Below are 25,034 nucleotides of genomic sequence, written 5' to 3'. Positions count from 1 at the left end.
CTGCCTAGCTTTTATAAGCTTTACAGAAAAGCTTTAAATAACTTCCTTCTTTATTTTTATATCTATGCCACGAGCCAAGAAAGCCAAGCGGACAGAAAAAGGTAAATGACCGGTAGATATCTAATTAAAGGAAAAGCTGGTTGGAAATTGACCTAGAGGCTTGCTTTCTCTAGAATCGCCGGTCTCTTAAAACGGGGGCCATTCCGGCCCGTTGTGGACGAACCAGGTAACAACGCCATGAAACGTACTTTCCAACCAAGCACCATCAAACGCGCCCGTACCCACGGCTTCCGTGCTCGCATGGCCACCAAGAACGGCCGTGCTGTCCTGTCGCGTCGCCGCGCCAAAGGTCGTGCGCGTCTGGCAGTTTGATAATCCGGTACTGGTGGTGAGTCAGGACTTCAGTCGGGAAAAGCGTCTGCTAACCCCCCGGCATTTCAAGGCAGTCTTTGACTCCCCCACCGGCAAGGTTCCGGGGAAAAATCTCCTGCTCCTTGCGCGTAACAACGATCTTGATCACCCCCGTCTCGGGTTGGTGATCGGCAAGAAGAGCGTAAAGCTCTCCGTTGAGCGCAATCGCCTCAAGCGTCTGATGCGCGAATCGTTTCGCCTCCACCAGGACACTCTGGTTGGTTGGGATATTGTTATCGTCGCGCGCAAAGGCTTGGGTGATGTAGAAAACCCCGAATTGATTCAGCATTTCGGCAAGCTCTGGAAACGTCTGGCGCGTACCAACAAACCAGCTCCAGCGGCCAACGCCGAAACTGTAGGGGTAGACAGCACTGATGCGTAAACTGGCCCTCGTTCCGATCCAGTTTTATCGCTATGCCATTAGTCCTCTGATGGCCAGCCACTGTCGTTTCTACCCCAGTTGTTCCTGCTACGCGTTAGAGGCCATAGAAAATCATGGTCTTCTGCGCGGTGGCTGGCTGACCTTTCGTCGTTTAGGTCGCTGTCATCCGTGGAATCCCGGTGGTTATGACCCGGTTCCGCCTATCCCTACCTCCCGTTCTTCTTCGATGGCCGAGTAATCATGGATATTAAACGCACGATCCTGATCGTCGCCCTGGCAATCGTGTCCTACGTCATGGTTCTTAAGTGGAACCAGGACTACGGCCAAGCTGCCCTGCCGACTCAGAATGTTGCTACCAATCAGGCTGCGCCGGCTATTCCGGACACCCCGCTGGGTAACAATGCGTCCGCGAGTGCCGATGTTCCCAGCGCGAATGGCGAGACAAGCGCCCCTTTAGAGACGCCAGTGGTCACCAATAAAGACCTCATCCACGTCAAAACGGATGTGCTCGACCTGGCTATCGACCCACAAGGTGGTGATATCGCGCAGTTGAAACTGCCGCTGTATCCACGTCGCCAAGACCATCCGGATGTTCCGTTCCAACTGTTCGATAACGGTGGTGAACGTACTTATCTGGCGCAAAGCGGCCTGACCGGCACCAACGGTCCGGATGCTCGTGCTACCGGTCGTCCGGTTTATTCGACCGAACAGAAGACTTATCAACTGGCTGATGGCCAGAACCAGTTGAACGTCGACCTGAAATTCAGCCTCGACGGCGTCAACTACATCAAGCGCTTCAGCTTTACCCGTGGTCTGTACGACTTGAAGGTCACTTACCTGATCGACAACGAAAGCGACAAGCCATGGAGCGGCAACCTGTTTGCCCAGCTCAAGCGTGATGCCAGCTCCGATCCTTCTTCCAGCACTGCCACCGGCACCGCGACTTACCTGGGCGCCGCCCTGTGGACAAGTAGCGAGCCGTACAAAAAAGTGTCGATGAAAGATATCGACAAGGGCTCGCTGAAAGAAACTGTCCAAGGTGGTTGGGTAGCTTGGCTGCAACACTACTTCGTGACTGCCTGGATCCCGAGCAAAGGTGAAGCCAACCTGGTTCAAACCCGCAAGGACAGCCAAGGTAACTACATCATTGGTTTTACTGGCCCGGCGTTGACCGTCGCGCCAGGTGCCAAGGCTGAAACCAGTGCCACTCTGTACGCCGGCCCGAAAAGCCAGGCCGTACTGAAAGAGTTGTCCCCAGGTCTGGAACTGACTGTGGATTACGGCTTCCTGTGGTTCATTGCTCAGCCGATTTTCTGGTTGCTGCAACATATCCACAGCATTGTGGGTAACTGGGGCTTCTCGATCATCTTCCTCACCATGCTGATCAAGGGGATCTTCTTCCCTCTATCGGCAGCCAGCTACAAGTCGATGGCGCGCATGCGTGCCGTGGCTCCGAAACTGGCGGCGCTGAAAGAACAACATGGCGACGACCGGCAGAAAATGTCGCAGGCCATGATGGAGCTGTACAAGAAAGAGAAGATCAACCCGCTGGGTGGATGCTTGCCGATTCTGGTGCAGATGCCGGTATTCCTGTCGCTGTACTGGGTACTCCTGGAAAGCGTGGAAATGCGTCAGGCACCGTTCATGCTGTGGATAACTGACCTGTCGATCAAAGACCCGTTCTTTATCCTGCCGATCATCATGGGCGCGACCATGTTTATCCAGCAGCGTCTGAACCCGACTCCGCCGGATCCGATGCAGGCCAAGGTAATGAAAATGATGCCAATCATCTTCACCTTCTTCTTCCTGTGGTTCCCTGCTGGTCTGGTGCTGTACTGGGTGGTCAACAACGTGTTGTCGATCTCTCAACAGTGGTACATCACACGTAAAATCGAAGCGGCTACCGCGAAAGCCTCTGCGTAATTTACTCTGTGGATAACCACTCAAGACGCCCCCTAGTGGGGCGTTTTGCTTTCCGTCACTTTAATTCTGGAACCTGCTGATGAGCGCTCCCCGTGAAACCATCGCTGCTGTCGCTACCGCTCAGGGTCGCGGCGGTGTCGGTATCGTTCGTATCTCTGGACCGCTTGCGAGTGTGGCAGCCAAGGCCATCAGTGGCCGTGAGCTGAAGCCGCGCTACGCCCATTACGGCCAGTTCCTGGATGCTGAGGACAGTGTGCTGGATGAAGGCCTGGCTATCTATTTCCCGGGGCCGAACTCATTCACAGGCGAAGATGTCCTGGAATTACAGGGGCACGGCGGCCCGGTTGTACTGGATATGCTGTTGCAGCGCTGCCTGCAATTGGGCTGCCGCTTGGCGCGTCCAGGGGAATTCAGTGAGCGCGCCTTCCTGAACGACAAACTCGACCTGGCCCAGGCCGAAGCCATCGCTGATTTGATCGAAGCCAGTTCGGCACAGGCGGCACGCAATGCACTGCGCTCGCTGCAGGGCGCTTTTTCCCTGCGTGTGCATAACTTGACCGAGCAGTTGATCAGCCTGCGCATCTACGTCGAGGCAGCGATTGATTTCCCGGAGGAGGAAATCGACTTTCTCGCCGATGGCCACGTGTTGGCGATGCTGGATAAAGTGCGCGAAGAGTTATCCACAGTGCTGCGCGAAGCTGGGCAGGGCGCACTGCTACGTGACGGCATGACGGTGGTGATCGCTGGGCGACCTAACGCCGGCAAATCCAGCTTGCTCAATGCGCTGGCGGGGCGTGAAGCCGCTATCGTTACCGAGATTGCCGGCACCACTCGGGATATCCTGCGTGAACATATCCACATCGACGGCATGCCACTGCACGTGGTCGATACCGCCGGCTTGCGCGATACCGAAGACCAGGTGGAAAAGATCGGGGTGGAACGTGCGCTCAAAGCCATCGGCGAAGCGGACAGGGTGCTGCTGGTGGTCGATGCCACGGCGCCCGAAGCGGTGGATCCTTTTGCATTGTGGCCGGAATTCCTCGAGCAACGTCCGGACCCGGCCAAAGTCACCTTGATTCGCAACAAAGCCGACCTGACGGGCGAAGCCATTGCGATGGAAACCAGCGCGGATGGCCATGTCACCATCAGCCTCAGCGCCAAGGCGGCGGGAGAAGGCCTGGAATTGCTGCGCGAGCACCTCAAGGCCTGCATGGGCTACGAGCAAACCTCGGAAAGCAGCTTCAGCGCGCGCCGCAGGCACCTGGAGGCGTTGCGCCATGCGAGCGCGGCGTTGGAGCACGGCCGGGCCCAGCTGACCCTGGCGGGGGCAGGGGAGCTGCTGGCTGAGGATCTGCGTCAGGCACAGCAGCTGTTGGGCGAAATCACCGGTGCGTTCAGCTCCGATGATTTGTTAGGGCGGATCTTTTCCAGCTTTTGCATCGGCAAATAGCCAAGTTATCCACAGTCTCTGTGGGCACTGGCGGCCTGAAGAACATCTGGATTCTTCAGGCCGTTATCCATTACCAGTTGTACGAAACCGTCCCAAGCAGCGTACGGCTGTCGCCCCAATAGCAGCGGCCCGCATCGTTGCAACCAGATACATATTCCTTGTCGAACAGGTTCTTGGCGTTCACGCCCACAGACCAGTGTTTGTCGATCTGATAACCAACGGCTGCGTCCACCAGGGTGACGCTCCCTGCGTCCAGCTTCCCGTAAAGCGTTGGCGCCGTGTAGGAAAACGTGCTGTCGAAATACCGCACGCCGCCGCCCAGGGACAAGCCTTTGAGCTGACCGTCGAGGAAACGGTATTTGCCCCACACTGAGGCCTGGTTGCGTGGAACCCCCGTCATTTGGCGCCCCTCGACCAGCGATGTCGCCGAATCCTTGGTAATCCGAGCGTCAGTGTAGGTGTAGGCCGCTGTCACATTCAGGTTGGGTGTGATGTTGCTGTTCACCTCGACTTCCGCACCTTTGGCGCGGCTCTCGCCCACCTGGCGGTAGCTGTTGGTGGTGGCGTCCAGGTAGGTGTCGTCTTCCTTGCGCAAGTCATACACCGACAGGGTCATCGCCGTATCCCAGCCGATCGGTTCGTATTTCACACCCACTTCGTACTGGCTGCTGGTAATCGGCTTTAACGGTGAACCCGCGTTGGAGATCTGCTGCACAGGCACGAATGCGGTGGAGTAGCTGACATACGGCGTGAGGCCATTGTCGAACTGGTACATCACCCCGCCCTGGTAAGTGAACTTGCGGTCTTCCGAGCGGGTGTTGCTGGCTTTGTTGACCTTGTCGCGGAAATCGCTGTCGACCCAATCCTGACGGCCACCCAGCAGGAACAACCAATGGTCATACTTGCTTTGGACCTGTGCATAAACGCCCTTCATTTGCTGTTCGAGCAAGGTGTTTTGCACGGCCACTGGGGTAAGCGGATCGCGCAGGTACACGGGGTTATACACATTGATGGTGCCGGCGAAGCCTGCGTCCCAATCCTGGTTGAAAGAGGTGCGGTCGTAACTGGCACCGAACAGCACGGTATTTTCCAGGCCACCGACCTGGAATTTGCCTTCCAACTGGTTATCCAGGGAATAGACCATCGACTTGTTATAGCGGTCGTAGGCGGTCATGTTCAGTTGAGTACCGAAACCGCGGTTGTTCAGCGTGCTGGGCCAGGTCTCATGGCGGTTGATGCGCGACTGCATATAGCGCGAGTTCTGACGGAACTGCCAATCATCGTTGAAGCTGTGGCTGAATTCGTAGCCGGTGCTCCAGGCTTCACGTTCGAACGTATTCCAATCCGGATCGCCGAGCATGGTGTGCTTGGACAGCTTGCCATTGGGATTTGTAAGCAAGGTGCCAGCGGCCGGTAGGCCAAGTTCGAGGTTGGTGTGGTCCTTCTGGTAATTGGCCAACAGCGTGAGGGTGTCGTAATCGTCGAAATTCAGGGTCAGTGAGGGGGCGATATACAGGCGATCATCGGGCACATGGTCAGTCTGCGTGTCGGACTTACGCCCGAGCATTACAACGCGACCAAGAATGTTGTCGCTGTCGTTGAGCGGCCCCGAGATATCCACACCCAATTGACGGCGATTATTCGAGCCATAACCCAGCTGCACTTCACCTTGCGGCGTCGCAGTAGGGTGTTTGCTCACCAGGTTCACCAAACCACCAGGCGCGTTTTCGCCGTAGAGCAGGGAAGAAGGGCCACGGAAGATTTCGACCCGTTCCAGGCCATAGGGCTCACTGGTGGTGTCGTACCGATTGCCTTGTACGCGCAGGCCATCTCGCAGCAGACCGTAGCCGTAATCCGTGGCATTGAAACCGCGAATGAAGAATAAATCACCCGCCAGACCATCGCCGGCAGCAAAAGGTGGCGCGAAGATACCTGGCACGTAACCCAATACTTCGGTCAGGGTCTGCGACTTCTGGTCCTTGATGCGCTGGCCGGTCACGACCGATACCGAACGCGGTGTTTCCGACAGAGGTGTGCTGGTCTTGGTACCAATACGGCTATTTTGCGCCTTGTAGCCCACATCCCCGGCAATCTCTTGATTGAAACCCGCCTGTTGATAAGTGCTGACGGTGGTAGGCGCGAGCGTGAGTTGCCCTGCGGGAATAGCCTGCAGGACATAACTGCCAGGCGCCTGGGTGACGGCTTGCAACCCCGTGTTCTGCAACAACAGGGCAAAGCCTTGCTCCACCGAATAGTCACCTTCCAGCCCAGTCGTGTTCAAACGCGCGGTTTGCTGGGGCGAGAACGACAAGATCACATTCGCCCTGGCGGCAAACTGGCTCAAGGCATTGTCCAGGGGACCCGCGGCAATGATGTAATGCTGCACCGCGCTGGCGGCCATGGCATCAGTAGAGAGCACAACCCCAGCGGTGGCTGCCGTGCCGAGCAGGAGGCTGCAGGTCATACCGTGGTAGGAAAGTCGCTGGCGGAGCTTGGGAGGAAGGCGCATAGGTGGATAAGCCCTGAAGGTGGCGTCGTGATTACCTGTAGGGCCGTTCCAGGTAAAAAAAAGATAACCCCTTGTGCGATTTTTTTTGCGATCAACCGATTCGTTTCACCGAAACCCAATAACGAGTGAAGTACTTCACCTGGATCGGCAGGGTTGCCTGCAGGTTGGCCAGTACTGCGTCGGTAGAATCCAGGCGGAAGGTCCCGGAAACACGTAGACGTGCCGAAGCCAAGTCGCATTGCAGGACACCCGTACGGTAGCGGGCGAGGTCTTCGATCACATCTCCGAGGCGAGCGTCCAAGACGATCAGTTGGCCATCAACCCAGGCCGCCTGTGACCCGCTATACACACGGTCCAGCCCCACGTTTTGGCGATCAAAGTCAGCGCTTTCCCCGGCCCCAAGCAGTCGTGCGTGGTTAGGTTGGTCCCGTGGCGACACGCTCACCCGATCCTCCAGGACGCCGACGCGCGTGGCGTCTGGCAACTGGCGCACAGTGAACGTGGTGCCCAACGCTTGGACTCGGCCTTGGCGGGTCTCGACATAAAACGGTGTCTGCCCACCCAATTTCCCAGTGTGGATAAGTACTTCACCTTCGCGCAGGCGCACCAATCGCTGGCGCCCGTCGAACACCACGTCAATCGCTGTGCGGGTATTAAGATCAATCCGCGTGCCATCGGCCAGTTCGATGCGCCGGCGTTCCCCCACAGACGTACGGTAGTCAGCCCACACATTGCCCAGGGGCGTGTGCTGCTGGAGATTCCAGCCGAGGTACCCAGTACCGCCGAGCACCAGCATCCACTTCAGTACCTGGCGACGTTGCTGGGAGGTCGACAATGCGCGGCGGGTGAAGTCCTGCGGCAGTGCGCCAAGGCTGCGCTGCAGTTGTTCCATCTGGTTCCACGCGGCCTGATGGGACGGATCGCCGTTGAGCCATTGTTGCCAGGCCAGGCGTTCGGCAGCGGTAGGCACTTGGGATTGAAACTGTACATACCAAGTGGCAGCGGCCTCAAAGGTCTTGCGATCGGGGTTCGCCATTACAGGCTGGCCATGATCAGTGAGCATTCAGTCAATGCACGGATCATGTGCTTCTTCACCGTGGTCAATGACACCTGCAGTTCATCCGCGATCTGTTGATAAGTCAGGCCCTCGACCTGCGACAGCATGAAGATCCGCCGAGCTCGCTCGCCGAGCCCGGCCAAGGCTTTATCAACGGCCACCAGTGTCTCGATGATGATGGCTTTGTCTTCTTCACTGATGGCCGTGGCGTCAGGCCGTTCGGCCAAGGTTTGCTTGTAGGCCTGCTCGATGGCATGCCGACGGTAACGATCAATCACCAGGCCCCTGGCGATGGTCGCCAGGTAGTCACGTGGTTCAAGGATCTGCGCTGCATGTCGCCCACCCAAGATACGCACGAACGTATCGTGCGCCACATCGGCCGCATCGCAGGCGTTATGCAACTTGCCTTTGAGCCACCCATGCAACCAGGAATGGTGCTGCTCGTAGATGTTCTGGACCGCAGCCGTGTGTGAAGAAGGGGACATAGGGCATGACAAAGTAGGTTAATGATAATCGCTATTATTAACTGCCCCGCTGTTTTCTCACAATAGATCTCTTTTTTGGCTGTGCTTACTACCGGGTGGGAGGTTTCGGATGGCTTCGTCGTGGACGAAATACCCAGGGGTGTGGCGATTTATGTGGATTAAGCCCTGTGAATAACCGCCTCTGTGCCCAGTTGATAACAGGCCCTGAAACCTGAGTAAAAACCCCTCTGTGGATAACCATCGCTTTAATCCACAGGCTTAAAGCACTTATCCAAGGGCCTCATTGGCACATGACCACAGACTTTTGAATCTCTGTACACGAAGTAAATAGGGGCCTGTAGAGATCTATCCACAGAAAGGTTGCTCAGTATAAATAAACATAAAAACAAAGATTTAATAAATTTCTCTCTTTTAATTTCTATTGTCTGTGATTCATCCACAGCTGGTTAAATTTTGTGCAAAGGGTTCTTTAGGAAGGGCTAAGTCCCTATACTTGCCGCCAAAGCTCTAAAACTCTTTCAACAGACAATTCCTGATTACCTACATAAGCAGGCACGAGGTGCGTGGTGGATTTCCCTTCCCGTTTTGAAGTGATCGTCATCGGCGGCGGTCATGCCGGTACCGAGGCAGCACTGGCGTCAGCACGCATGGGCGTAAAAACCCTGTTGTTGACGCACAACGTGGAAACCCTCGGAGCAATGAGTTGCAACCCTGCCATCGGTGGGATCGGCAAAAGTCACCTGGTCAAGGAAATCGATGCCCTTGGCGGTGTGATGGCCATGGCTACCGATAAGGGTGGTATTCAATTTCGTGTGCTCAACAGTCGCAAAGGCCCGGCCGTACGTGCTACCCGTGCTCAAGCAGACCGCATCCTGTACAAGGCTGCCGTGCGCGAAACCCTGGAAAACCAGCCGAACCTGTGGATATTTCAACAAGCAGCGGATGACCTGATCGTCGAACAAGACCAGGTACGCGGTGTTGTCACCCAAATGGGCCTGCGGTTCTTCGCAGAATCCGTGGTGTTGACCACCGGTACGTTCCTCGGCGGACTTATCCACATTGGTATGCAGAACTATTCCGGCGGTCGCGCCGGTGACCCGCCGTCGATTGCCCTGGCAAAACGCCTGCGTGAATTGCCACTGCGTGTCGGCCGCCTGAAAACCGGGACCCCGCCGCGAATCGATGGGCGTTCCGTGGATTTCTCGGTGATGACCGAACAGGCCGGCGATACGCCGATCCCGGTCATGTCGTTCATGGGGTCCAAAGCGCAGCACCCGAAACAGGTGAGTTGCTGGATTACCCACACCAATGCCCGCACCCACGAGATCATTGCCGCGAACCTCGACCGTTCGCCGATGTATTCCGGGGTAATCGAAGGCATCGGCCCGCGTTATTGCCCGTCGATCGAAGACAAGATCCACCGCTTTGCCGACAAGGAAAGCCACCAGGTCTTCATCGAGCCCGAAGGCTTGACCACTCACGAGCTGTACCCGAACGGAATATCCACGTCCTTGCCGTTCGACGTGCAGATCCAGATCGTGCAGTCGATCCGCGGCATGGAAAACGCGCACATCGTGCGTCCGGGCTACGCCATCGAATACGACTACTTCGACCCCCGCGACCTGAAGTACAGCCTGGAAACCAAAGTCATTGGCGGTCTGTTCTTCGCCGGGCAAATCAACGGCACCACCGGTTACGAAGAAGCCGGCGCCCAAGGTTTGCTGGCCGGAACCAACGCTGCGCTGCGTGCGCAAGGCAAAGACAGCTGGTGCCCGCGTCGCGACGAAGCGTACATCGGTGTATTGGTCGATGACCTGATTACCCTGGGCACCCAGGAACCGTACCGGATGTTCACTTCCCGGGCGGAATACCGTTTGATCCTGCGCGAAGACAACGCCGACCTGCGCCTGACCGAAAAAGGTCGTGAACTTGGGCTGGTCGATGATGTGCGTTGGGAAGCCTTCTGCAAAAAACGTGAAAGCATTGCATTGGAAGAGCAGCGCCTGAAAAGCACCTGGGTTCGCCCGGGGACTGAACAAGGCGATGCGATCGCTGAAAAATTCGGCACGCCGCTGACCCACGAGTACAACTTGCTCAACCTGCTGTCACGTCCGGAAATCGACTACGCTGGTCTGGTCGAAGTGACCGGCCAGGGCGCAGAAGATCCACAGGTCGCCGAGCAGGTCGAAATCAAGACCAAATACGCCGGTTACATTGACCGCCAACAGGACGAGATCGCTCGCCTGCGCGCCAGTGAAGACACCAAGCTGCCTGCGGACATCGATTACACCGGGATTTCCGGGCTGTCGAAAGAAATCCAAAGCAAGCTGGGGATAACTCGGCCGGAAACCCTGGGGCAGGCTTCACGTATCCCAGGCGTCACCCCGGCGGCGATATCGCTACTGATGATTCATTTGAAAAAACGCGGCGCGGGCCGTCAGTTGGAGCAAAGCGCTTGAGTTCGTTGGTCACCTCGCAACACGCCGAAGAGTTATCCACAGGTGCACGCCAGTTGGGCGTCGACCTGACCCCGGCCCAGCATGAATTGCTGCTGGGCTATCTGGCCCTGTTGATCAAATGGAACAAGGCTTACAACCTGACAGCGGTGCGTGATCCCGACGAAATGGTGTCCCGTCACTTGCTCGACAGCTTGAGCGTGATGCCATTCATCGAAAACGGCCGTTGGTTGGACGTTGGCAGTGGCGGCGGCATGCCTGGCATTCCGTTGGCCATCCTGTTTCCCGGCTCCCAAGTGACCTGCCTGGACAGCAACGGCAAGAAAACCCGCTTCCTGACCCAGGTCAAACTCGAACTCAAGCTGGATAACCTGCAGGTTATCCACAGTCGTGTCGAAGCCTTCACGCCTGAACAGCCTTTCACCGGAATTGTTTCCAGGGCATTCAGCAGCATGGAGAACTTCAGCAACTGGACTCGCCATCTTGGCGACCGCGACACCCGCTGGCTGGCAATGAAGGGCGTCCATCCAAGCGATGAGCTGTTAGCATTGCCGGCAGACTTCCACCTCGATAGCGAACACGCCTTGGCTGTACCCGGTTGCCAAGGCCAACGCCATCTGCTGATACTGCGCCGCACGGCATGATTGGGAACACAAGCAAGAATGGCTAAGGTATTCGCGATAGCGAACCAGAAAGGTGGCGTGGGCAAAACCACCACCTGCATCAACCTCGCAGCATCCCTGGTCGCGACCAAGCGCCGGGTGCTGTTGATCGATCTCGATCCACAGGGCAACGCCACCATGGGTAGCGGTGTGGATAAACACGGCCTGGAAAACTCGGTCTACGACTTGCTGATTGGCGAGTGCGACCTGGCCCAGGCCATGCACTATTCCGAACACGGTGGTTATCAACTGCTGCCGGCCAACCGCGATTTGACCGCGGCGGAAGTGGTGCTGCTGGAAATGCAGATGAAAGAAAGCCGTCTGCGCAGCGCCTTGGCGCCAATCCGTGAGAATTACGACTACATTTTGATCGACTGCCCGCCGTCACTGTCGATGCTGACCTTGAACGCGTTGGTGGCCGCCGATGGTGTGATTATCCCCATGCAGTGCGAGTACTACGCGCTGGAAGGTCTGAGCGACCTTGTGGATAACATCAAGCGCATCGCCGAGTTGCTCAACCCGAACTTGCAGATCGAAGGCCTGTTGCGGACCATGTTCGACCCACGCCTGAGCCTGATGAACGATGTGTCGGCGCAGCTCAAGGAACACTTCGGTGATCAGTTGTACGACACGGTGATCCCGCGCAACATCCGTTTGGCCGAAGCCCCGAGCTACGGCATGCCGGCCCTGGCCTACGACAAGCAATCCCGTGGCGCCATTGCCTACCTGGCGCTGGCCGGCGAGATGGTTCGTCGCCAACGCCGCAACTCACGCACCGCTGCAGCCCAGCCAACTTAAGGAATCCCCATGGCCGTCAAGAAACGAGGTCTCGGACGTGGACTGGATGCACTGTTGAGTGGTCCGACCGTCACATCGCTTGAAGAACAAGCGGTGCAGGCCGACGAGCGCGAGCTGCAACACCTGCCGTTGGACCTGATCCAGCGCGGCAAATATCAGCCGCGCCGCGACATGGACCCCCAGGCACTGGAAGAACTGGCCAATTCGATCAAGGCCCAGGGTGTGATGCAGCCGATCGTGGTGCGCCCGATTGGTGGCGGCCGCTTTGAAATCATCGCCGGCGAGCGCCGCTGGCGTGCGAGCCAGCAGGCTGGCAAGGAAACCATTCCGGCGATGGTGCGCGATGTGCCGGATGAAACCGCCATCGCCATGGCGCTGATCGAGAACATCCAGCGCGAAGACCTCAACCCGATCGAAGAAGCGATCGCTCTGCAGCGTTTGCAGCAAGAGTTCCAGCTGACCCAGCAACAAGTGGCCGAGGCGGTGGGTAAATCCCGCGTGACCGTGTCCAACTTGTTGCGCCTGATCGCGTTGCCGGAAGTCATCAAGACCATGTTGTCCCACGGCGACCTGGAGATGGGTCACGCCCGTGCTTTGCTCGGTTTACCGGAAAATCAACAGGTTGAAGGGGCGCGACACGTTGTCGCACGAGGGCTCACCGTTCGCCAGACCGAGGCGCTGGTTCGCCAGTGGCTCAGCGGTAAACCTGCACCGGTCGAAACGGTTAAACCTGATCCGGATATCGCTCGTCTCGAGCAGCGCCTGGCCGAGCGCCTGGGCTCTGCGGTGCAAATTCGCCACGGTAAGAAAGGCAAAGGGCAATTGGTCATCGGATATAACTCCCTCGACGAGCTTCAAGGCGTCCTTGCCCACATCCGTTGAAACATTCACTGAAACATTTGCTCATGTAGCGCGTGATCGGAAATCACTACCCGACAGTTGAATAGGGGCAGAACCGCCCCTATACTCTGCGCGCATTTTGTCGGCACAAATTATGCCAAGTTATTGATATCGGGCAGCCGACCATTGAGGAGCAAGAGTGATGGAAACCCGCACGCCAAACACGTTGCCGTTCCGTCGCTTGGCCGTTTTTCCGGTTTTATTGGCTCAATTTGTCATTTTGCTGATCGCCGCATTGGCGCTTTGGTACGGGCATGGAGTCGTTGCCGGATATTCAGGACTCTGCGGAGGCCTGATAGCCTTGCTGCCCAATATGTATTTTGCTCACAGGGCCTTTCGGTTTTCCGGCGCCCGAGCAGCCCAGGCTATCGTCCGGTCATTTTATGCCGGCGAGGCGGGGAAACTGATTTTGACGGCAGTGCTGTTTGCACTGACCTTTGCAGGTGTGAAGCCATTGGCGCCGCTGGCTGTATTCGGCGTCTTCGTGTTGACCCAACTGGTCAGCTGGTTCGCTCCCCTGCTAATGAAAACAAGACTTTCGAAACCTTAGGGCGTTTGAGGCAACCATGGCAGAAACAACCGCTTCGGGCTATATCCAGCACCACTTGCAGAACCTGACCTTCGGTCAGCTTCCTAATGGCGGCTGGGGCTTTGCCCACTCCGCAGCAGAGGCCAAAGAAATGGGCTTCTGGGCTTTCCACCTGGATACTCTGGGCTGGTCGGTCGCATTGGGTCTGATTTTCGTCTTCATTTTCCGCATGGCGGCAAAGAAGGCGACTTCCGGTCAGCCAGGTGCTTTGCAGAACTTCGTTGAAGTACTGGTCGAATTCGTCGATGGCAGCGTGAAAGACAGCTTCCATGGCCGTAGCCCGGTGATCGCACCGCTGGCACTGACCATCTTCGTCTGGGTGTTCCTGATGAACGCCGTCGACCTGATCCCGGTTGACTGGATTCCTCAGTTGGCCATGGCGATCAGCGGCGACCCACACATTCCATTCCGTGCCGTATCGACCACTGACCCTAACGCTACCCTGGGCATGGCCCTGTCGGTATTCGCGTTGATCATTTTCTACAGCATCAAGATCAAGGGCATTGGCGGCTTTATTGGCGAACTGACCCTGCACCCGTTCGGCAGCAAGAACATTTTCGTTCAAGCCCTGCTGATCCCGGTGAACTTCCTGCTGGAATTCGTGACCCTGGTCGCCAAGCCGATTTCCCTGGCCCTGCGACTGTTCGGCAACATGTATGCCGGCGAGTTGGTGTTCATTCTGATCGCTGTGATGTTCGGCAGCGGCCTGCTCTGGCTTAGCGGCCTGGGCATTGTTCTGCAGTGGGCGTGGGCTGTGTTCCACATCCTGATCATCACCCTGCAGGCCTTCATCTTCATGATGCTGACCATCGTCTACCTGTCGATGGCGCACGAAGAGAACCATTAAGACCAGTCTCGACTAGTCTGATGTCCTTCCCGGTCAAACGGGAAGGTGGCCCACCAGGGCTATGAAACGATTTGTTTTACCGCTTTAAAATCTAAAAAACCTAAACCATACGACGTAAAAGTCGGGAGGAAAGATGGAAACTGTAGTTGGTCTAACCGCTATCGCTGTTGCACTGTTGATCGGCCTGGGCGCCCTGGGTACTGCCATTGGTTTCGGCCTGCTGGGCGGCAAGTTCCTGGAAGGCGCAGCGCGTCAGCCAGAAATGGTTCCAATGCTGCAAGTTAAAATGTTCATCGTCGCCGGCCTGCTCGACGCCGTGACCATGATCGGTGTTGGTATCGCTCTGTTCTTCACCTTCGCGAACCCTTTCGTTGGTCAACTCGCCGGTTAATCACTCGTTTTTTCGAGTGATTGGTGTGTTGTGCAACGAATGAGCGAGGTATTGGCGTGAACATTAATGCAACCATTATTGGTCAGTCCTTAGCGTTCTTGATTTTTGTCGTTTTCTGCATGAAGTTCGTATGGCCTCCGGTCATCGCAGCTCTGCACGAACGTCAGAAGAAGATCGCGGATGGGCTGGACGCTGCAGCACGAGCAGCTCGCGACCTGGAGTTGGCCCAAGATAAAGCGGGTCAACAACTGCGCGAAGCGAAAGCTCAAGCAGCCGAAATCATTGAGCAAGCCAAGAAACGCGGTAACCAGATTGTTGAAGAGGCTGTTGAAAAAGCCCGTATCGACGCTGACCGTGTGAAGGTTCAGGCTCAGGCCGAGATCGAGCAGGAACTGAACGGTGTCAAAGATGCGCTGCGTGCCCAACTGGGTGCTCTGGCCGTCGGCGGTGCTGAGAAGATCCTGGGTGCCACAATCGATCAAAACGCGCACGCGGAGCTGGTAAACAAACTGGCTGCTGAAATTTAAGCGAGGGCGATCATGGCAGAATTGACCACGTTGGCCCGACCTTACGCTAAGGCAGCCTTCGAGCACGCCCAGGCCCACCAGCAGCTGGCCTCTTGGTCAGCCATGCTCGGCCTGGCTGCAGCAGTGTCGCAAGACGACACAATGCAGCGCGTGCTCAAGGCCCCGCGACTGACGAGCGCAGACAAGGCCGCCACTTTTATTGAAGTGTGCGGCGACAAGTTTGATGTGAAAGTGCAGAACTTCATCCACGTCGTTGCCGAAAACGACCGTCTCCTGCTTCTGCCGGAGATTGCCGCTCTGTTCGACCTGTACAAGGCCGAGCAAGAGAAGTCGGTAGACGTTGAAGTGACCAGTGCTTTTGCATTGAACCAAGAACAGCAAGACAAACTCGCCAAGGTTCTCAGTGCACGACTCGACCGGGAAGTGCGCCTGCAAGTTGCGGAAGACAAGTCCCTCATTGGGGGCATTGTCATTCGCGCCGGCGACCTGGTTATCGATGGCTCGATTCGCGGCAAACTCGCGAATCTTGCCGAAGCATTGAAATCTTGAGTTTGAAGGGGCAGCAGAGCAATGCAGCAACTCAATCCTTCCGAAATAAGTGAAATTATCAAGGGCCGCATCGACAAGCTCGATGTGACCTCCCAAGCCCGTAACGAAGGCACTGTCGTCAGCGTATCTGACGGTATTGTGCGGATTCACGGTCTGGCCGACGTAATGTCCGGCGAGATGATCGAGTTTCCGGGCGGCGTCTTCGGTATGGCCCTCAACCTGGAGCAAGACTCCGTAGGTGCCGTTATCCTGGGCGCTTACCAGTCTCTGGCTGAAGGCATGAGCGCCAAGTGCACCGGCCGCATCCTGGAGGTTCCGGTTGGTAAGGAACTGCTGGGTCGCGTAGTCGACGCACTGGGTAACCCTGTTGACGGCAAAGGTCCACTGGGCAACACCGAGACCGACGCGGTCGAGAAAGTTGCTCCAGGCGTGATCTGGCGTAAGTCGGTAGACCAGCCTGTACAGACTGGCTACAAGGCTGTCGATGCCATGATCCCTGTCGGCCGTGGCCAGCGTGAGCTGATCATCGGTGACCGTCAGATCGGTAAAACCGCTCTGGCGATCGACGCGATCATCAACCAGAAAGACAGCGGCATTTTCTGCGTCTACGTAGCCATCGGTCAGAAGCAATCGACCATCGCCAACGTGGTTCGCAAGCTGGAAGAGAACGGCGCACTGAAAAACACGATCATCGTGGCTGCCAGTGCTTCGGAATCGCCTGCACTGCAATACCTGGCACCGTATGCCGGTTGCACCATGGGTGAATTCTTCCGCGACCGCGGTGAAGACGCGCTGATCGTTTATGACGATCTGTCCAAGCAAGCAGTGGCTTACCGCCAGATTTCCCTGCTGCTGCGCCGTCCACCAGGCCGTGAAGCTTACCCAGGCGACGTGTTCTATCTCCACTCCCGTCTGCTGGAGCGCGCATCCCGCGTTTCGGAAGAGTACGTAGAGAAGTTCACCAACGGCGCAGTGACCGGCAAAACCGGTTCCCTGACCGCACTGCCGATCATCGAAACCCAGGCTGGCGACGTTTCCGCGTTCGTTCCGACCAACGTGATTTCCATCACCGACGGTCAGATCTTCCTGGAATCGGCCATGTTCAACTCGGGCATCCGCCCTGCAGTGAACGCCGGTGTTTCGGTATCCCGTGTGGGTGGTGCCGCTCAGACCAAGATCATCAAGAAGCTCTCCGGTGGTATCCGTACCGCTCTGGCTCAGTACCGTGAACTGGCGGCATTCGCCCAGTTCGCTTCTGACCTGGACGAAGCGACCCGTAAGCAACTTGAGCATGGTCAGCGCGTTACCGAGCTGATGAAGCAGAAGCAATACGCCCCAATGTCGATCGCTGACATGGCGTTGTCGCTGTATGCCGCTGAGCGTGGGTTCCTGACTGACGTCGAAATCGCCAAGGTCGGCAGCTTTGAACAAGCGCTGATTGCTTACTTCAACCGCGATCACGCCGACTTGTTGGCCAAGATCAACGTGAAGGGTGACTTCAATGACGAAATCGACGCTGGCCTGAAAGCCGGTATCGAGAAGTTCAAGGCCACCCAAACCTGGTAAGCCGCAGCGGGAGCCGCAAGGCTCCCGCTTGCTAACCTGATAGGTGTTACATGGCAGGCGCAAAAGAGATTCGCAGTAAGATTGCGAGCATCAAAAGCACGCAAAAAATTACCAGCGCCATGGAAAAAGTGGCGGTCAGCAAAATGCGCAAGGCACAAATGCGCATGGCTGCTAGCCGTCCTTATGCGGAGCGTATCCGCCAGGTAATTGGGCATCTGGCCAACGCCAACCCGGAATACCGCCACCCATTCATGATCGACCGCGAAGTTAAGCGTGTAGGTTATGTGGTTGTGAGCAGTGACCGTGGTTTGTGCGGTGGTTTGAATACCAACCTGTTCAAGGCCCTGGTCAAGGACATGGCGGTAAACCGCGAAAAAGGCGTCGAGATCGATCTGTGTGTTGTTGGTAGCAAGGGTGCGGCCTTTTTCCGCAACTTCGGCGGTAACGTCGTAGCAGCTATCAGCCACCTGGGTGAAGAGCCGTCGATCAATGATTTGATCGGCAGCGTGAAGGTGATGCTGGATGCGTACCTGGAAGGCCGGATTGATCGCCTCTCCGTGGTATCCAACAAGTTCATCAACACCATGACCCAGCAGCCAACCGTGGAGCAATTGATTCCACTGGTGGCGACTCCGGATCAGGAACTCAAGCACCACTGGGACTACCTCTACGAACCAGACGCCAAAGAGCTGCTTGACGGCTTGATGGTGCGCTACGTGGAGTCGCAGGTGTACCAGGCGGTGGTCGAGAACAACGCAGCTGAACAAGCGGCGCGGATGATCGCGATGAAAAACGCTACCGATAACGCCGGTGATCTGATCAGCGATTTGCAGCTGATCTACAACAAGGCGCGTCAGGCTGCGATCACCCAAGAGATCTCGGAAATCGTCGGCGGCGCTGCCGCGGTTTAACGGTTCAAATATTCAGAGGATCCAGCTATGAGTAGCGGACGTATCGTTCAAATCATCGGCGCCGTTATCGACGTGGAATTTCCACGCGACAGCGTACCGAGCATCTACAACGCGCTGAAAGTACAAGGCGCGGACACTACTCTGGAAGTTCAGCAGCAGCTGGGCGACGGCGTAGTTCGTACCATTGCGATGGGTTCCACCGAAGGCTTGAAGCGCGGTCTGGACGTTGTCGACTCTGGCGCAGCCATCTCCGTACCGGTCGGTAAAGCGACCCTGGGCCGGATCATGGACGTACTGGGCAACCCGATTGACGAAGCTGGTCCGATCGACACCGAAGAGCGTTGGGGCATTCACCGTCCAGCACCTTCGTTCGCGGAACAAGCTGGCGGCAACGACCTGCTGGAAACCGGCATCAAGGTTATCGACCTGGTTTGCCCGTTCGCCAAAGGCGGTAAAGTCGGTCTGTTCGGTGGTGCCGGTGTAGGCAAGACCGTAAACATGATGGAACTGATCCGTAACATCGCCATCGAGCACAGCGGTTATTCCGTGTTCGCCGGTGTGGGTGAGCGTACCCGTGAGGGTAACGACTTCTACCACGAGATGAAGGACTCCAACGTTCTGGACAAAGTGGCACTGGTTTACGGTCAGATGAACGAGCCGCCGGGTAACCGTCTGCGCGTAGCACTGACTGGCCTGACCATGGCCGAGAAGTTCCGTGACGAAGGTAACGACGTTCTGCTGTTCGTCGACAACATCTATCGTTACACCCTGGCCGGTACTGAAGTATCCGCACTGCTGGGCCGTATGCCTTCCGCAGTAGGTTACCAGCCGACCCTGGCTGAAGAGATGGGCGTTCTGCAAGAACGTATCACTTCGACCAAGGAAGGTTCGATCACTTCGATCCAAGCGGTATACGTACCTGCGGATGACTTGACCGACCCGTCGCCAGCGACCACCTTCGCCCACTTGGACGCCACCGTCGTACTGTCCCGTGACATCGCTTCCCTGGGTATCTACCCAGCGGTCGATCCACTCGACTCGACTTCGCGCCAGCTGGACCCGAACGTGATCGGCCAGGAGCACTACGACACCGCTCGCGGCGTTCAGTACGTGCTGCAGCGTTACAAAGAACTGAAGGACATCATTGCGATCCTGGGTATGGACGAGCTGTCGGAAGCCGACAAGCAGTTGGTAAACCGTGCTCGTAAGATCCAGCGTTTCTTGTCGCAGCCGTTCTTCGTGGCTGAAGTCTTCACCGGTGCGTCGGGTAAATACGTTTCCCTGAAAGACACCATTGCTGGCTTCAAAGGCATCCTCAACGGTGACTACGACCACCTGCCAGAACAAGCGTTCTACATGGTCGGCGGCATCGAAGAAGCGATCGAGAAAGCCAAGAAACTGTAATCCAGGCGCCCGGAAACGGGCGCTCATCAGGTTGAGGCAATCAGATGGCTATGACAGTCCATTGCGATATCGTCAGCGCGGAAGGGGAAATCTTCTCCGGTCTGGTAGAGATGGTGATTGCACACGGCGAACTCGGTGACCTTGGTATTGCCATGGGTCACGCGCCGTTGATCACCAGCTTGAAGCCAGGTCCGATCACTCTGACCAAGCAAGGCGGGGAAAAGGAGGTGTTTTACATCTCCGGTGGTTTCCTCGAGGTTCAGCCGAACATGGTCAAGGTACTTGCCGACACCGTGCAACGTGCTGGCGACCTGGATGAAGCCTCCGCTCAGGAAGCCGTCAAGGCTGCTGAGAAGGCCCTGAACGAAAAGGGTGCGGACTTCGACTACAGCGCTGCTGCTGTACGTCTGGCCGAGGCTGCAGCTCAGCTGCGCACGCTCCAGCAGATCCGCAAGAAGTAAGCGGCCATGCCGTCATGCTTCAAGCGCGATTGATTAAAAAGGGTAGCCTCGGCTACCCTTTTTCTTTTTTTGCAAAACACTTCTTTGGTCTGAAGCCGGACCGCCTAGGATTGGTAGCCACTCATGTCTCTTGAAATCGTCATTCTCGCCGCAGGCCAGGGCACCCGTATGCGTTCGGCCTTGCCCAAGGTGCTGCACCCGGTTGCCGGTAATTCCATGCTGGGCCATGTTATCCACAGTGCCCGGCAGCTCGACCCACAGCGCATTCACGTCGTAATCGGGCACGGTGCCGATGCGGTGCGTGAACGCCTCGCCGCGGATGATCTGAATTTCGTATTGCAAGACAAGCAGCTGGGCACCGGCCACGCCACCGCCCAAGCCGTGCCGTTCATCACCGCCGACACCGTGCTGATCCTCTACGGCGACGTGCCGCTGATTGAAGTGGAAACCCTGCAACGCCTGCTCAAGCACGTAGTGCCTGGCCAGATGGGCCTGCTGACCGTTGAACTGGATGATCCCACCGGCTACGGACGTATCGTGCGCAACGCCGATGGCAAGGTAGCCGCCATCGTTGAGCACAAAGACGCTAGCGAAGCCCAGCGTGCGATCACCGAGGGCAACACCGGGATCCTGGCTGTCCCAGCCGATAAGCTCGGCGACTGGATGAGCCGCCTGTCCAACAACAACGCCCAGGGCGAGTACTACCTCACCGACGTCATCGAAATGGCCGTAAGCGATGGCCTGCTGGTTGCGACCGAACAGCCCCACGACCCGATGGAAGTGCAGGGCGCCAACGACCGCAAGCAACTGGCCGAGCTGGAGCGTCACTATCAACTGCGCGAAGGCCGCCGCCTGATGGCCCAGGGTGTGACCCTGCGTGACCCGGCGCGTTTCGATGTGCGCGGGGAAGTGACCGTCGGCCGCGACGTGCTGATCGATATCAACGTGATCCTCGAAGGCCGTGTGGTCATCGAAGACGACGTGGTAATTGGTCCTAACTGCGTGATCAAGGACAGTACCCTGCGTAAGGGCGTGGTGATCAAGGCCAACAGCCACATAGACGGTGCGGTGATGGGCGAGGGCAGCGACGCCGGCCCGTTTGCGCGGCTGCGTCCAGGTAGCGTGCTGGGAGCCAAGGCCCATGTGGGTAACTTTGTTGAACTGAAAAACGCCAAGTTGGATGCCGAAGCCAAAGTCGGTCACCTGACCTACCTGGGTGATGCTACCGTCGGCGCGCGAACCAACATCGGCGCCGGCACCATCACGTGCAACTACGATGGCGCCAATAAACACCAGACCACCATTGGTGCGGACGTGTTTATCGGTTCCAATAATTCGCTGGTCGCCCCGGTTACCCTCGACGATGGCGCCACCACCGCCGCAGGCTCAACCATCAACCAGGATGTGGATAAGTCCCAACTGGCAGTAGCCCGCGCCCGTCAACGCAACATCGACGGCTGGAAACGCCCGGTCAAAATCAAGAAGACCTGACTTATCCACATTCTCGACAGCGATAAGTAACCCCCTGTGGGAGCGGGCTTGCTCGCGAATGCGAAGTGCCAGTCACCGGAAGTGGCGACTGGACCCACGCATTCGCGAGCAAGCCCGCTCCCACATTCGTGTGCGGGTAAATAAAAAATGTCCTCGCCCTCTTGACGACCTTTCGACAATAGGTTTTGATTGCCTTCGTTATCTTTCGAAACGAAACTTACCGTTACCATGTCGAAACGAAATACCCCCCAGCGACGCCACAACATCCTGACCTTGCTGAATGAACAGGGCGAAGTCAGCGTGGACGAGTTGGCCAAGCGTTTCGAAACTTCGGAAGTCACGATCCGCAAGGACCTGGCCGCCCTCGAAAGCAATGGCCTGTTGCTGCGCCGCTACGGTGGCGCGATCACCATGCCCCAGGAACTGGTGGGCGACGCCACCCAGCCCATCTCGGTGTACAAGCGCGCCATTGCCCGTGCTGCCGTCATGCGCCTGCGCGAACACGCGCGCATCATCATCGACAGCGGCAGCACCACCGCCGCCATGATCCCCGAGTTGGGCCACCAGCCCGGCCTGGTGGTGATGACCAACTCCCTCCACGTCGCCCGCGCGTTAAGCGAACTGGAGCATGAGCCAGTGCTATTGATGACCGGTGGCACCTGGGACCCGCATTCGGACTCGTTCCAGGGCCAGGTCGCCGAGCAAGTGCTGCGTTCCTATGACTTTGACCAGCTGTTTATCGGCGCCGACGGCATCGATCTGCAACGGGGTACCACCACCTTCAACGAATTGCTGGGCCTGAGCCGCGTCATGGCCGAGGTCGCTCGTGAAGTGGTGGTGATGGTCGAATCCGACAAGATCGGCCGCAAGATTCCCAACCTGGAACTGCCGTGGAGCAGCGTCCATACCCTTATCACCGATGATCGCCTGCCGCTTGAGGCCCGCGACCAGATCCAAGCCCGCGGCATTACGCTGATATGCGCGGCAATCATCTAGGAGAAACATCATGTGTGGCATCGTAGGCGCAGTCGCTGAACGCAACATCACCCCGATTTTGATCGAAGGCCTCAAGCGCCTGGAATACCGCGGCTATGACAGCGCCGGTGTGGCGGTCTTCACCAACGCCGGCAAGCTGGAGCGCATGCGCCGTCCGGGCAAGGTAAGCGAGTTGGAGCAAGCCTTGAACGGTGAGCCGCTGGTCGGCCGTCTGGGCATCGCCCACACCCGTTGGGCGACCCACGGTGCACCCTGCGAACGCAACGCCCACCCGCATTTCTCGGGCGACCTGGCGGTGGTCCACAACGGCATCATTGAAAACCACGAAGTGTTGCGTGAACAACTCAAGGGCCAGGGCTACGTGTTCACCTCGGACACCGACACCGAAGTCATCGCCCACCTGCTCAACCACAAGCTCAAGGACCTGGGCGACCTGACCGTCGCCCTCAAGGCCACCGTTAAAGAGCTACACGGCGCCTACGGCCTGGCCGTGGTCAGCGCCAGCCAACCGGACCGCGTGGTTGCTGCTCGCAGTGGCAGCCCGCTGGTGATCGGCCTGGGGCTGGGCGAAAACTTCCTCGCCTCCGACCAACTGGCCCTGCGCCAGGTCACCGACCGCTTCATGTACCTGGAAGAAGGCGATATCGCCGACATTCGCCGTGAAAGCGTGCAGATCTGGGATGTAAACGGCCAGTCCGTCGAGCGCGAAGCCGTGCAATACCGCGACGGCGCCGAAGCTGCCGATAAGGGCGAGTTCCGCCACTTCATGCTCAAGGAAATCCACGAGCAACCGTCCGTGGTGCAACGCACCCTGGAAGGTCGCCTGAGCCAGAACCAAGTGCTGGTCAACGCCTTTGGTCCACAAGCCGCCGAGCTGTTCGCCAAAGTGCGCAACGTGCAGATCGTTGCCTGTGGCACCAGTTACCACGCCGGCATGGTTGCCCGTTATTGGCTGGAAGAACTCGCCGGCATCCCTTGCCAGGTGGAAGTCGCCAGCGAGTTCCGCTACCGCAAGGTGGTGGTGCAGCCCGACACCCTGTTCGTGACCATCTCGCAGTCCGGCGAAACCGCCGACACCCTGGCCGCCCTGCGCAATGCCAAGGAGTTGGGGTTCCTGGCCAGCCTGGCGATCTGTAACGTCAGCATCAGCTCCCTGGTGCGTGAATCCGACCTGACCCTGCTGACCCAGGCCGGTCGCGAAATCGGCGTGGCGTCCACCAAAGCCTTCACCACCCAGTTGGTTGGCCTGTTGCTGCTGACCCTGTCTCTGGGTCAAGTGCGTGGCACCCTGGCCGAAGGCGTCGAAGCCACGCTGGTCGAAGAACTGCGCCGCCTGCCAGCCCGTCTCGGTGAAGCGTTGGCCATGGACAGCACCGTGGAAAAAGTCGCCGAGCTGTTCGCCGACAAGAACCACACCCTGTTCCTCGGTCGTGGCGCGCAATACCCGGTGGCCATGGAAGGTTCGCTCAAGCTCAAGGAAATCTCGTACATCCACGCCGAAGCCTACCCGGCCGGCGAACTCAAGCACGGCCCACTGGCCCTGGTGGATGACGACATGCCGGTGGTCACCGTGGCGCCGAACAACGAACTGCTGGAAAAGCTCAAGTCCAACTTGCAGGAAGTCCGCGCCCGTGGCGGCCAACTGGTGGTGTTCGCCGATGAAAAAGCCGGCATGACCAATGGTGAAGGCACTCACGTCATCAACATGCCGCATATCAACGACACCCTGTCGCCGATCCTCTACACCATTCCGCTGCAGTTGCTGTCGTACTACGTCGCTGTGTTGAAAGGCACTGACGTCGACCAGCCGCGCAACCTGGCTAAGTCGGTGACGGTGGAGTAACACGCCCCCTCCTGGAGGCCCGCCCGGGTCTCCAGGCTCCCGCGAAAGGACGCGCCCTCGATGCAACCCCCCTCCCAGATCCACCAGCGTTTGAACAACCGCCGGTTCACCGTCGCCAACAATGCCCAGGGGCTGTCCGGTTCGGGCACGGTATTTCATTACCTTGTCGAAGGTGATGCCATCTCTGGCACTTACCAGGGCGGGCGGATTCGCCTGGGCACGCAAGTGGGACGAGTGACAGGCCCGGACACTATCGAATTGCTGTTTCAGTGCCTGACCCTGGAGGGTGAGCTGCTGTCCGGTTGGTCGCGTGGCACGGTAGGCATTGATCACGCGGGTCTGACGACGCTGGCTTTTGAATGGGGCTGGTTGTCGGGGGCCATGGGCGGTGGAGAGTCCGGTTACGTGGAGTGTGTCTCCCGTTAA

25 protein-coding genes are annotated in these 25,034 nt (G+C 57.7%); 22 read left to right on the top strand and 3 right to left on the bottom strand.

Going from position 1 to position 25,034, the window contains the following annotated elements:
* Nucleotides 1–237 precede the first annotated feature (237 nt).
* The 5 genes from rpmH (at nt 238) to mnmE (ending at nt 4,166) form a co-directional block, all read left to right on the top strand.
* A complete protein-coding gene (gene rpmH / locus BMZ57_RS13015) occupies nt 238–372 on the top strand; it encodes a 50S ribosomal protein L34 (RefSeq protein WP_003213577.1) in 135 nt (44 codons plus the stop codon).
* 16 nt (nt 373–388) lie between these two features.
* A complete protein-coding gene (gene rnpA / locus BMZ57_RS13010; RefSeq protein ID WP_029529038.1) occupies nt 389–793 on the top strand; it encodes a ribonuclease P protein component in 405 nt (134 codons plus the stop codon).
* Entirely contained in the window at nt 786–1,031 is a 246-nt protein-coding gene (gene yidD, locus BMZ57_RS13005; RefSeq protein WP_010207715.1) for a membrane protein insertion efficiency factor YidD, read from the top strand. Before rnpA ends, yidD begins: the two co-directional genes overlap by 8 nt.
* Nucleotides 1,032–1,033: 2 nt before the next feature.
* Nucleotides 1,034–2,716 (top strand): membrane protein insertase YidC, encoded by a 1,683-nt coding sequence (yidC, locus tag BMZ57_RS13000; protein WP_021491434.1) that lies wholly within the window; start codon nt 1,034–1,036, stop codon nt 2,714–2,716.
* A gap of 79 nt (nt 2,717–2,795) precedes the next feature.
* Entirely contained in the window at nt 2,796–4,166 is a 1,371-nt protein-coding gene (gene mnmE, locus BMZ57_RS12995; RefSeq protein ID WP_069672979.1) for a tRNA uridine-5-carboxymethylaminomethyl(34) synthesis GTPase MnmE, read from the top strand.
* 70 nt (nt 4,167–4,236) lie between these two features.
* Here the strand turns inward: mnmE and BMZ57_RS12990 are convergent, their stop codons facing one another.
* From BMZ57_RS12990 to BMZ57_RS12980, 3 genes are all read right to left on the bottom strand, one after another.
* The gene (locus BMZ57_RS12990; protein ID WP_069672978.1) at nt 4,237–6,675 is read right to left on the bottom strand and encodes a TonB-dependent siderophore receptor; all 2,439 of its coding nucleotides are present in this window, start codon (nt 6,673–6,675) and stop codon (nt 4,237–4,239) included.
* 91 nt (nt 6,676–6,766) lie between these two features.
* On the bottom strand, nt 6,767–7,711 hold the full coding sequence (locus tag BMZ57_RS12985; RefSeq protein ID WP_069672977.1) for a FecR domain-containing protein: 945 nt from the start codon (nt 7,709–7,711) through the stop codon (nt 6,767–6,769).
* Nucleotides 7,711–8,217: a sigma-70 family RNA polymerase sigma factor gene (locus tag BMZ57_RS12980; protein WP_029529036.1), complete on the bottom strand. Its 507-nt coding sequence runs from the start codon at nt 8,215–8,217 to the stop codon at nt 7,711–7,713. Before BMZ57_RS12980 ends, BMZ57_RS12985 begins: the two co-directional genes overlap by 1 nt.
* Nucleotides 8,218–8,783: 566 nt before the next feature.
* On the opposite strand from BMZ57_RS12980, the gene mnmG reads away from it, so the two are divergent.
* The 17 genes from mnmG to BMZ57_RS12895 all read left to right on the top strand — a co-directional run bounded on the left by mnmG (nt 8,784) and on the right by BMZ57_RS12895 (nt 25,034).
* A complete protein-coding gene (gene mnmG, locus BMZ57_RS12975; protein WP_010207706.1) occupies nt 8,784–10,676 on the top strand; it encodes a tRNA uridine-5-carboxymethylaminomethyl(34) synthesis enzyme MnmG in 1,893 nt (630 codons plus the stop codon).
* Nucleotides 10,673–11,317, top strand: coding sequence for a 16S rRNA (guanine(527)-N(7))-methyltransferase RsmG (gene rsmG / locus BMZ57_RS12970; RefSeq protein WP_038454092.1), 645 nt, complete (start codon nt 10,673–10,675; stop codon nt 11,315–11,317). The genes mnmG and rsmG overlap by 4 nt, the downstream gene beginning before the upstream one ends.
* 18 nt (nt 11,318–11,335) lie before the next feature.
* A complete protein-coding gene (locus BMZ57_RS12965; protein ID WP_010207696.1) occupies nt 11,336–12,133 on the top strand; it encodes a ParA family protein in 798 nt (265 codons plus the stop codon).
* A 9-nt stretch (nt 12,134–12,142) separates the two neighbouring features.
* The gene (locus BMZ57_RS12960; protein ID WP_010207694.1) at nt 12,143–13,015 is read left to right on the top strand and encodes a ParB/RepB/Spo0J family partition protein; all 873 of its coding nucleotides are present in this window, start codon (nt 12,143–12,145) and stop codon (nt 13,013–13,015) included.
* A gap of 160 nt (nt 13,016–13,175) precedes the next feature.
* Nucleotides 13,176–13,583, top strand: coding sequence for a F0F1 ATP synthase subunit I (locus BMZ57_RS12955; RefSeq protein WP_010207692.1), 408 nt, complete (start codon nt 13,176–13,178; stop codon nt 13,581–13,583).
* A gap of 16 nt (nt 13,584–13,599) precedes the next feature.
* Entirely contained in the window at nt 13,600–14,469 is an 870-nt protein-coding gene (atpB, locus tag BMZ57_RS12950) for a F0F1 ATP synthase subunit A (RefSeq protein ID WP_010207690.1), read from the top strand.
* 133 nt (nt 14,470–14,602) lie between these two features.
* Complete coding sequence (atpE, locus tag BMZ57_RS12945; protein WP_002555987.1) at nt 14,603–14,860, top strand: F0F1 ATP synthase subunit C; 258 nt, start codon at nt 14,603–14,605, stop codon at nt 14,858–14,860.
* Nucleotides 14,861–14,916: 56 nt separating this feature from the next.
* Nucleotides 14,917–15,387, top strand: a complete 471-nt coding sequence (locus tag BMZ57_RS12940; protein WP_008439543.1) for a F0F1 ATP synthase subunit B — start codon at nt 14,917–14,919, stop codon at nt 15,385–15,387.
* A 12-nt stretch (nt 15,388–15,399) separates the two neighbouring features.
* On the top strand, nt 15,400–15,936 hold the full coding sequence (locus tag BMZ57_RS12935; RefSeq protein WP_010207689.1) for a F0F1 ATP synthase subunit delta: 537 nt from the start codon (nt 15,400–15,402) through the stop codon (nt 15,934–15,936).
* A 21-nt stretch (nt 15,937–15,957) separates the two neighbouring features.
* A complete protein-coding gene (gene atpA, locus BMZ57_RS12930; protein WP_010207686.1) occupies nt 15,958–17,502 on the top strand; it encodes a F0F1 ATP synthase subunit alpha in 1,545 nt (514 codons plus the stop codon).
* Nucleotides 17,503–17,552: 50 nt separating this feature from the next.
* Nucleotides 17,553–18,413, top strand: a complete 861-nt coding sequence (atpG, locus tag BMZ57_RS12925) for a F0F1 ATP synthase subunit gamma (RefSeq protein ID WP_010207685.1) — start codon at nt 17,553–17,555, stop codon at nt 18,411–18,413.
* 27 nt (nt 18,414–18,440) lie between these two features.
* Nucleotides 18,441–19,817, top strand: a complete 1,377-nt coding sequence (atpD, locus tag BMZ57_RS12920) for a F0F1 ATP synthase subunit beta (RefSeq protein WP_010207684.1) — start codon at nt 18,441–18,443, stop codon at nt 19,815–19,817.
* Nucleotides 19,818–19,861: 44 nt separating this feature from the next.
* Nucleotides 19,862–20,278: a F0F1 ATP synthase subunit epsilon gene (locus BMZ57_RS12915; RefSeq protein ID WP_003177061.1), complete on the top strand. Its 417-nt coding sequence runs from the start codon at nt 19,862–19,864 to the stop codon at nt 20,276–20,278.
* Between the two features lie 123 nt (nt 20,279–20,401).
* Nucleotides 20,402–21,769, top strand: coding sequence for a bifunctional UDP-N-acetylglucosamine diphosphorylase/glucosamine-1-phosphate N-acetyltransferase GlmU (glmU, locus tag BMZ57_RS12910; protein WP_010207682.1), 1,368 nt, complete (start codon nt 20,402–20,404; stop codon nt 21,767–21,769).
* Between the two features lie 228 nt (nt 21,770–21,997).
* A complete protein-coding gene (locus BMZ57_RS12905; protein ID WP_010207681.1) occupies nt 21,998–22,765 on the top strand; it encodes a DeoR/GlpR family DNA-binding transcription regulator in 768 nt (255 codons plus the stop codon).
* A gap of 10 nt (nt 22,766–22,775) precedes the next feature.
* Nucleotides 22,776–24,608 carry a glutamine--fructose-6-phosphate transaminase (isomerizing) gene (glmS, locus tag BMZ57_RS12900; protein ID WP_010207680.1) on the top strand — a complete coding sequence of 611 codons (1,833 nt, stop codon included), beginning with the start codon at nt 22,776–22,778 and terminating at the stop codon, nt 24,606–24,608.
* Between the two features lie 60 nt (nt 24,609–24,668).
* Nucleotides 24,669–25,034: an avidin-fold protein gene (locus BMZ57_RS12895; protein WP_021491439.1), complete on the top strand. Its 366-nt coding sequence runs from the start codon at nt 24,669–24,671 to the stop codon at nt 25,032–25,034.

Origin of the sequence: Pseudomonas simiae (genome assembly GCF_900111895.1) — a bacterium.
In the GTDB taxonomy this organism is placed as follows: domain Bacteria; phylum Pseudomonadota; class Gammaproteobacteria; order Pseudomonadales; family Pseudomonadaceae; genus Aquipseudomonas; species Aquipseudomonas simiae.
Note: the sequence above shows the minus strand (reverse complement) of the source record. Positions and strands in the feature narration are given on the sequence as shown.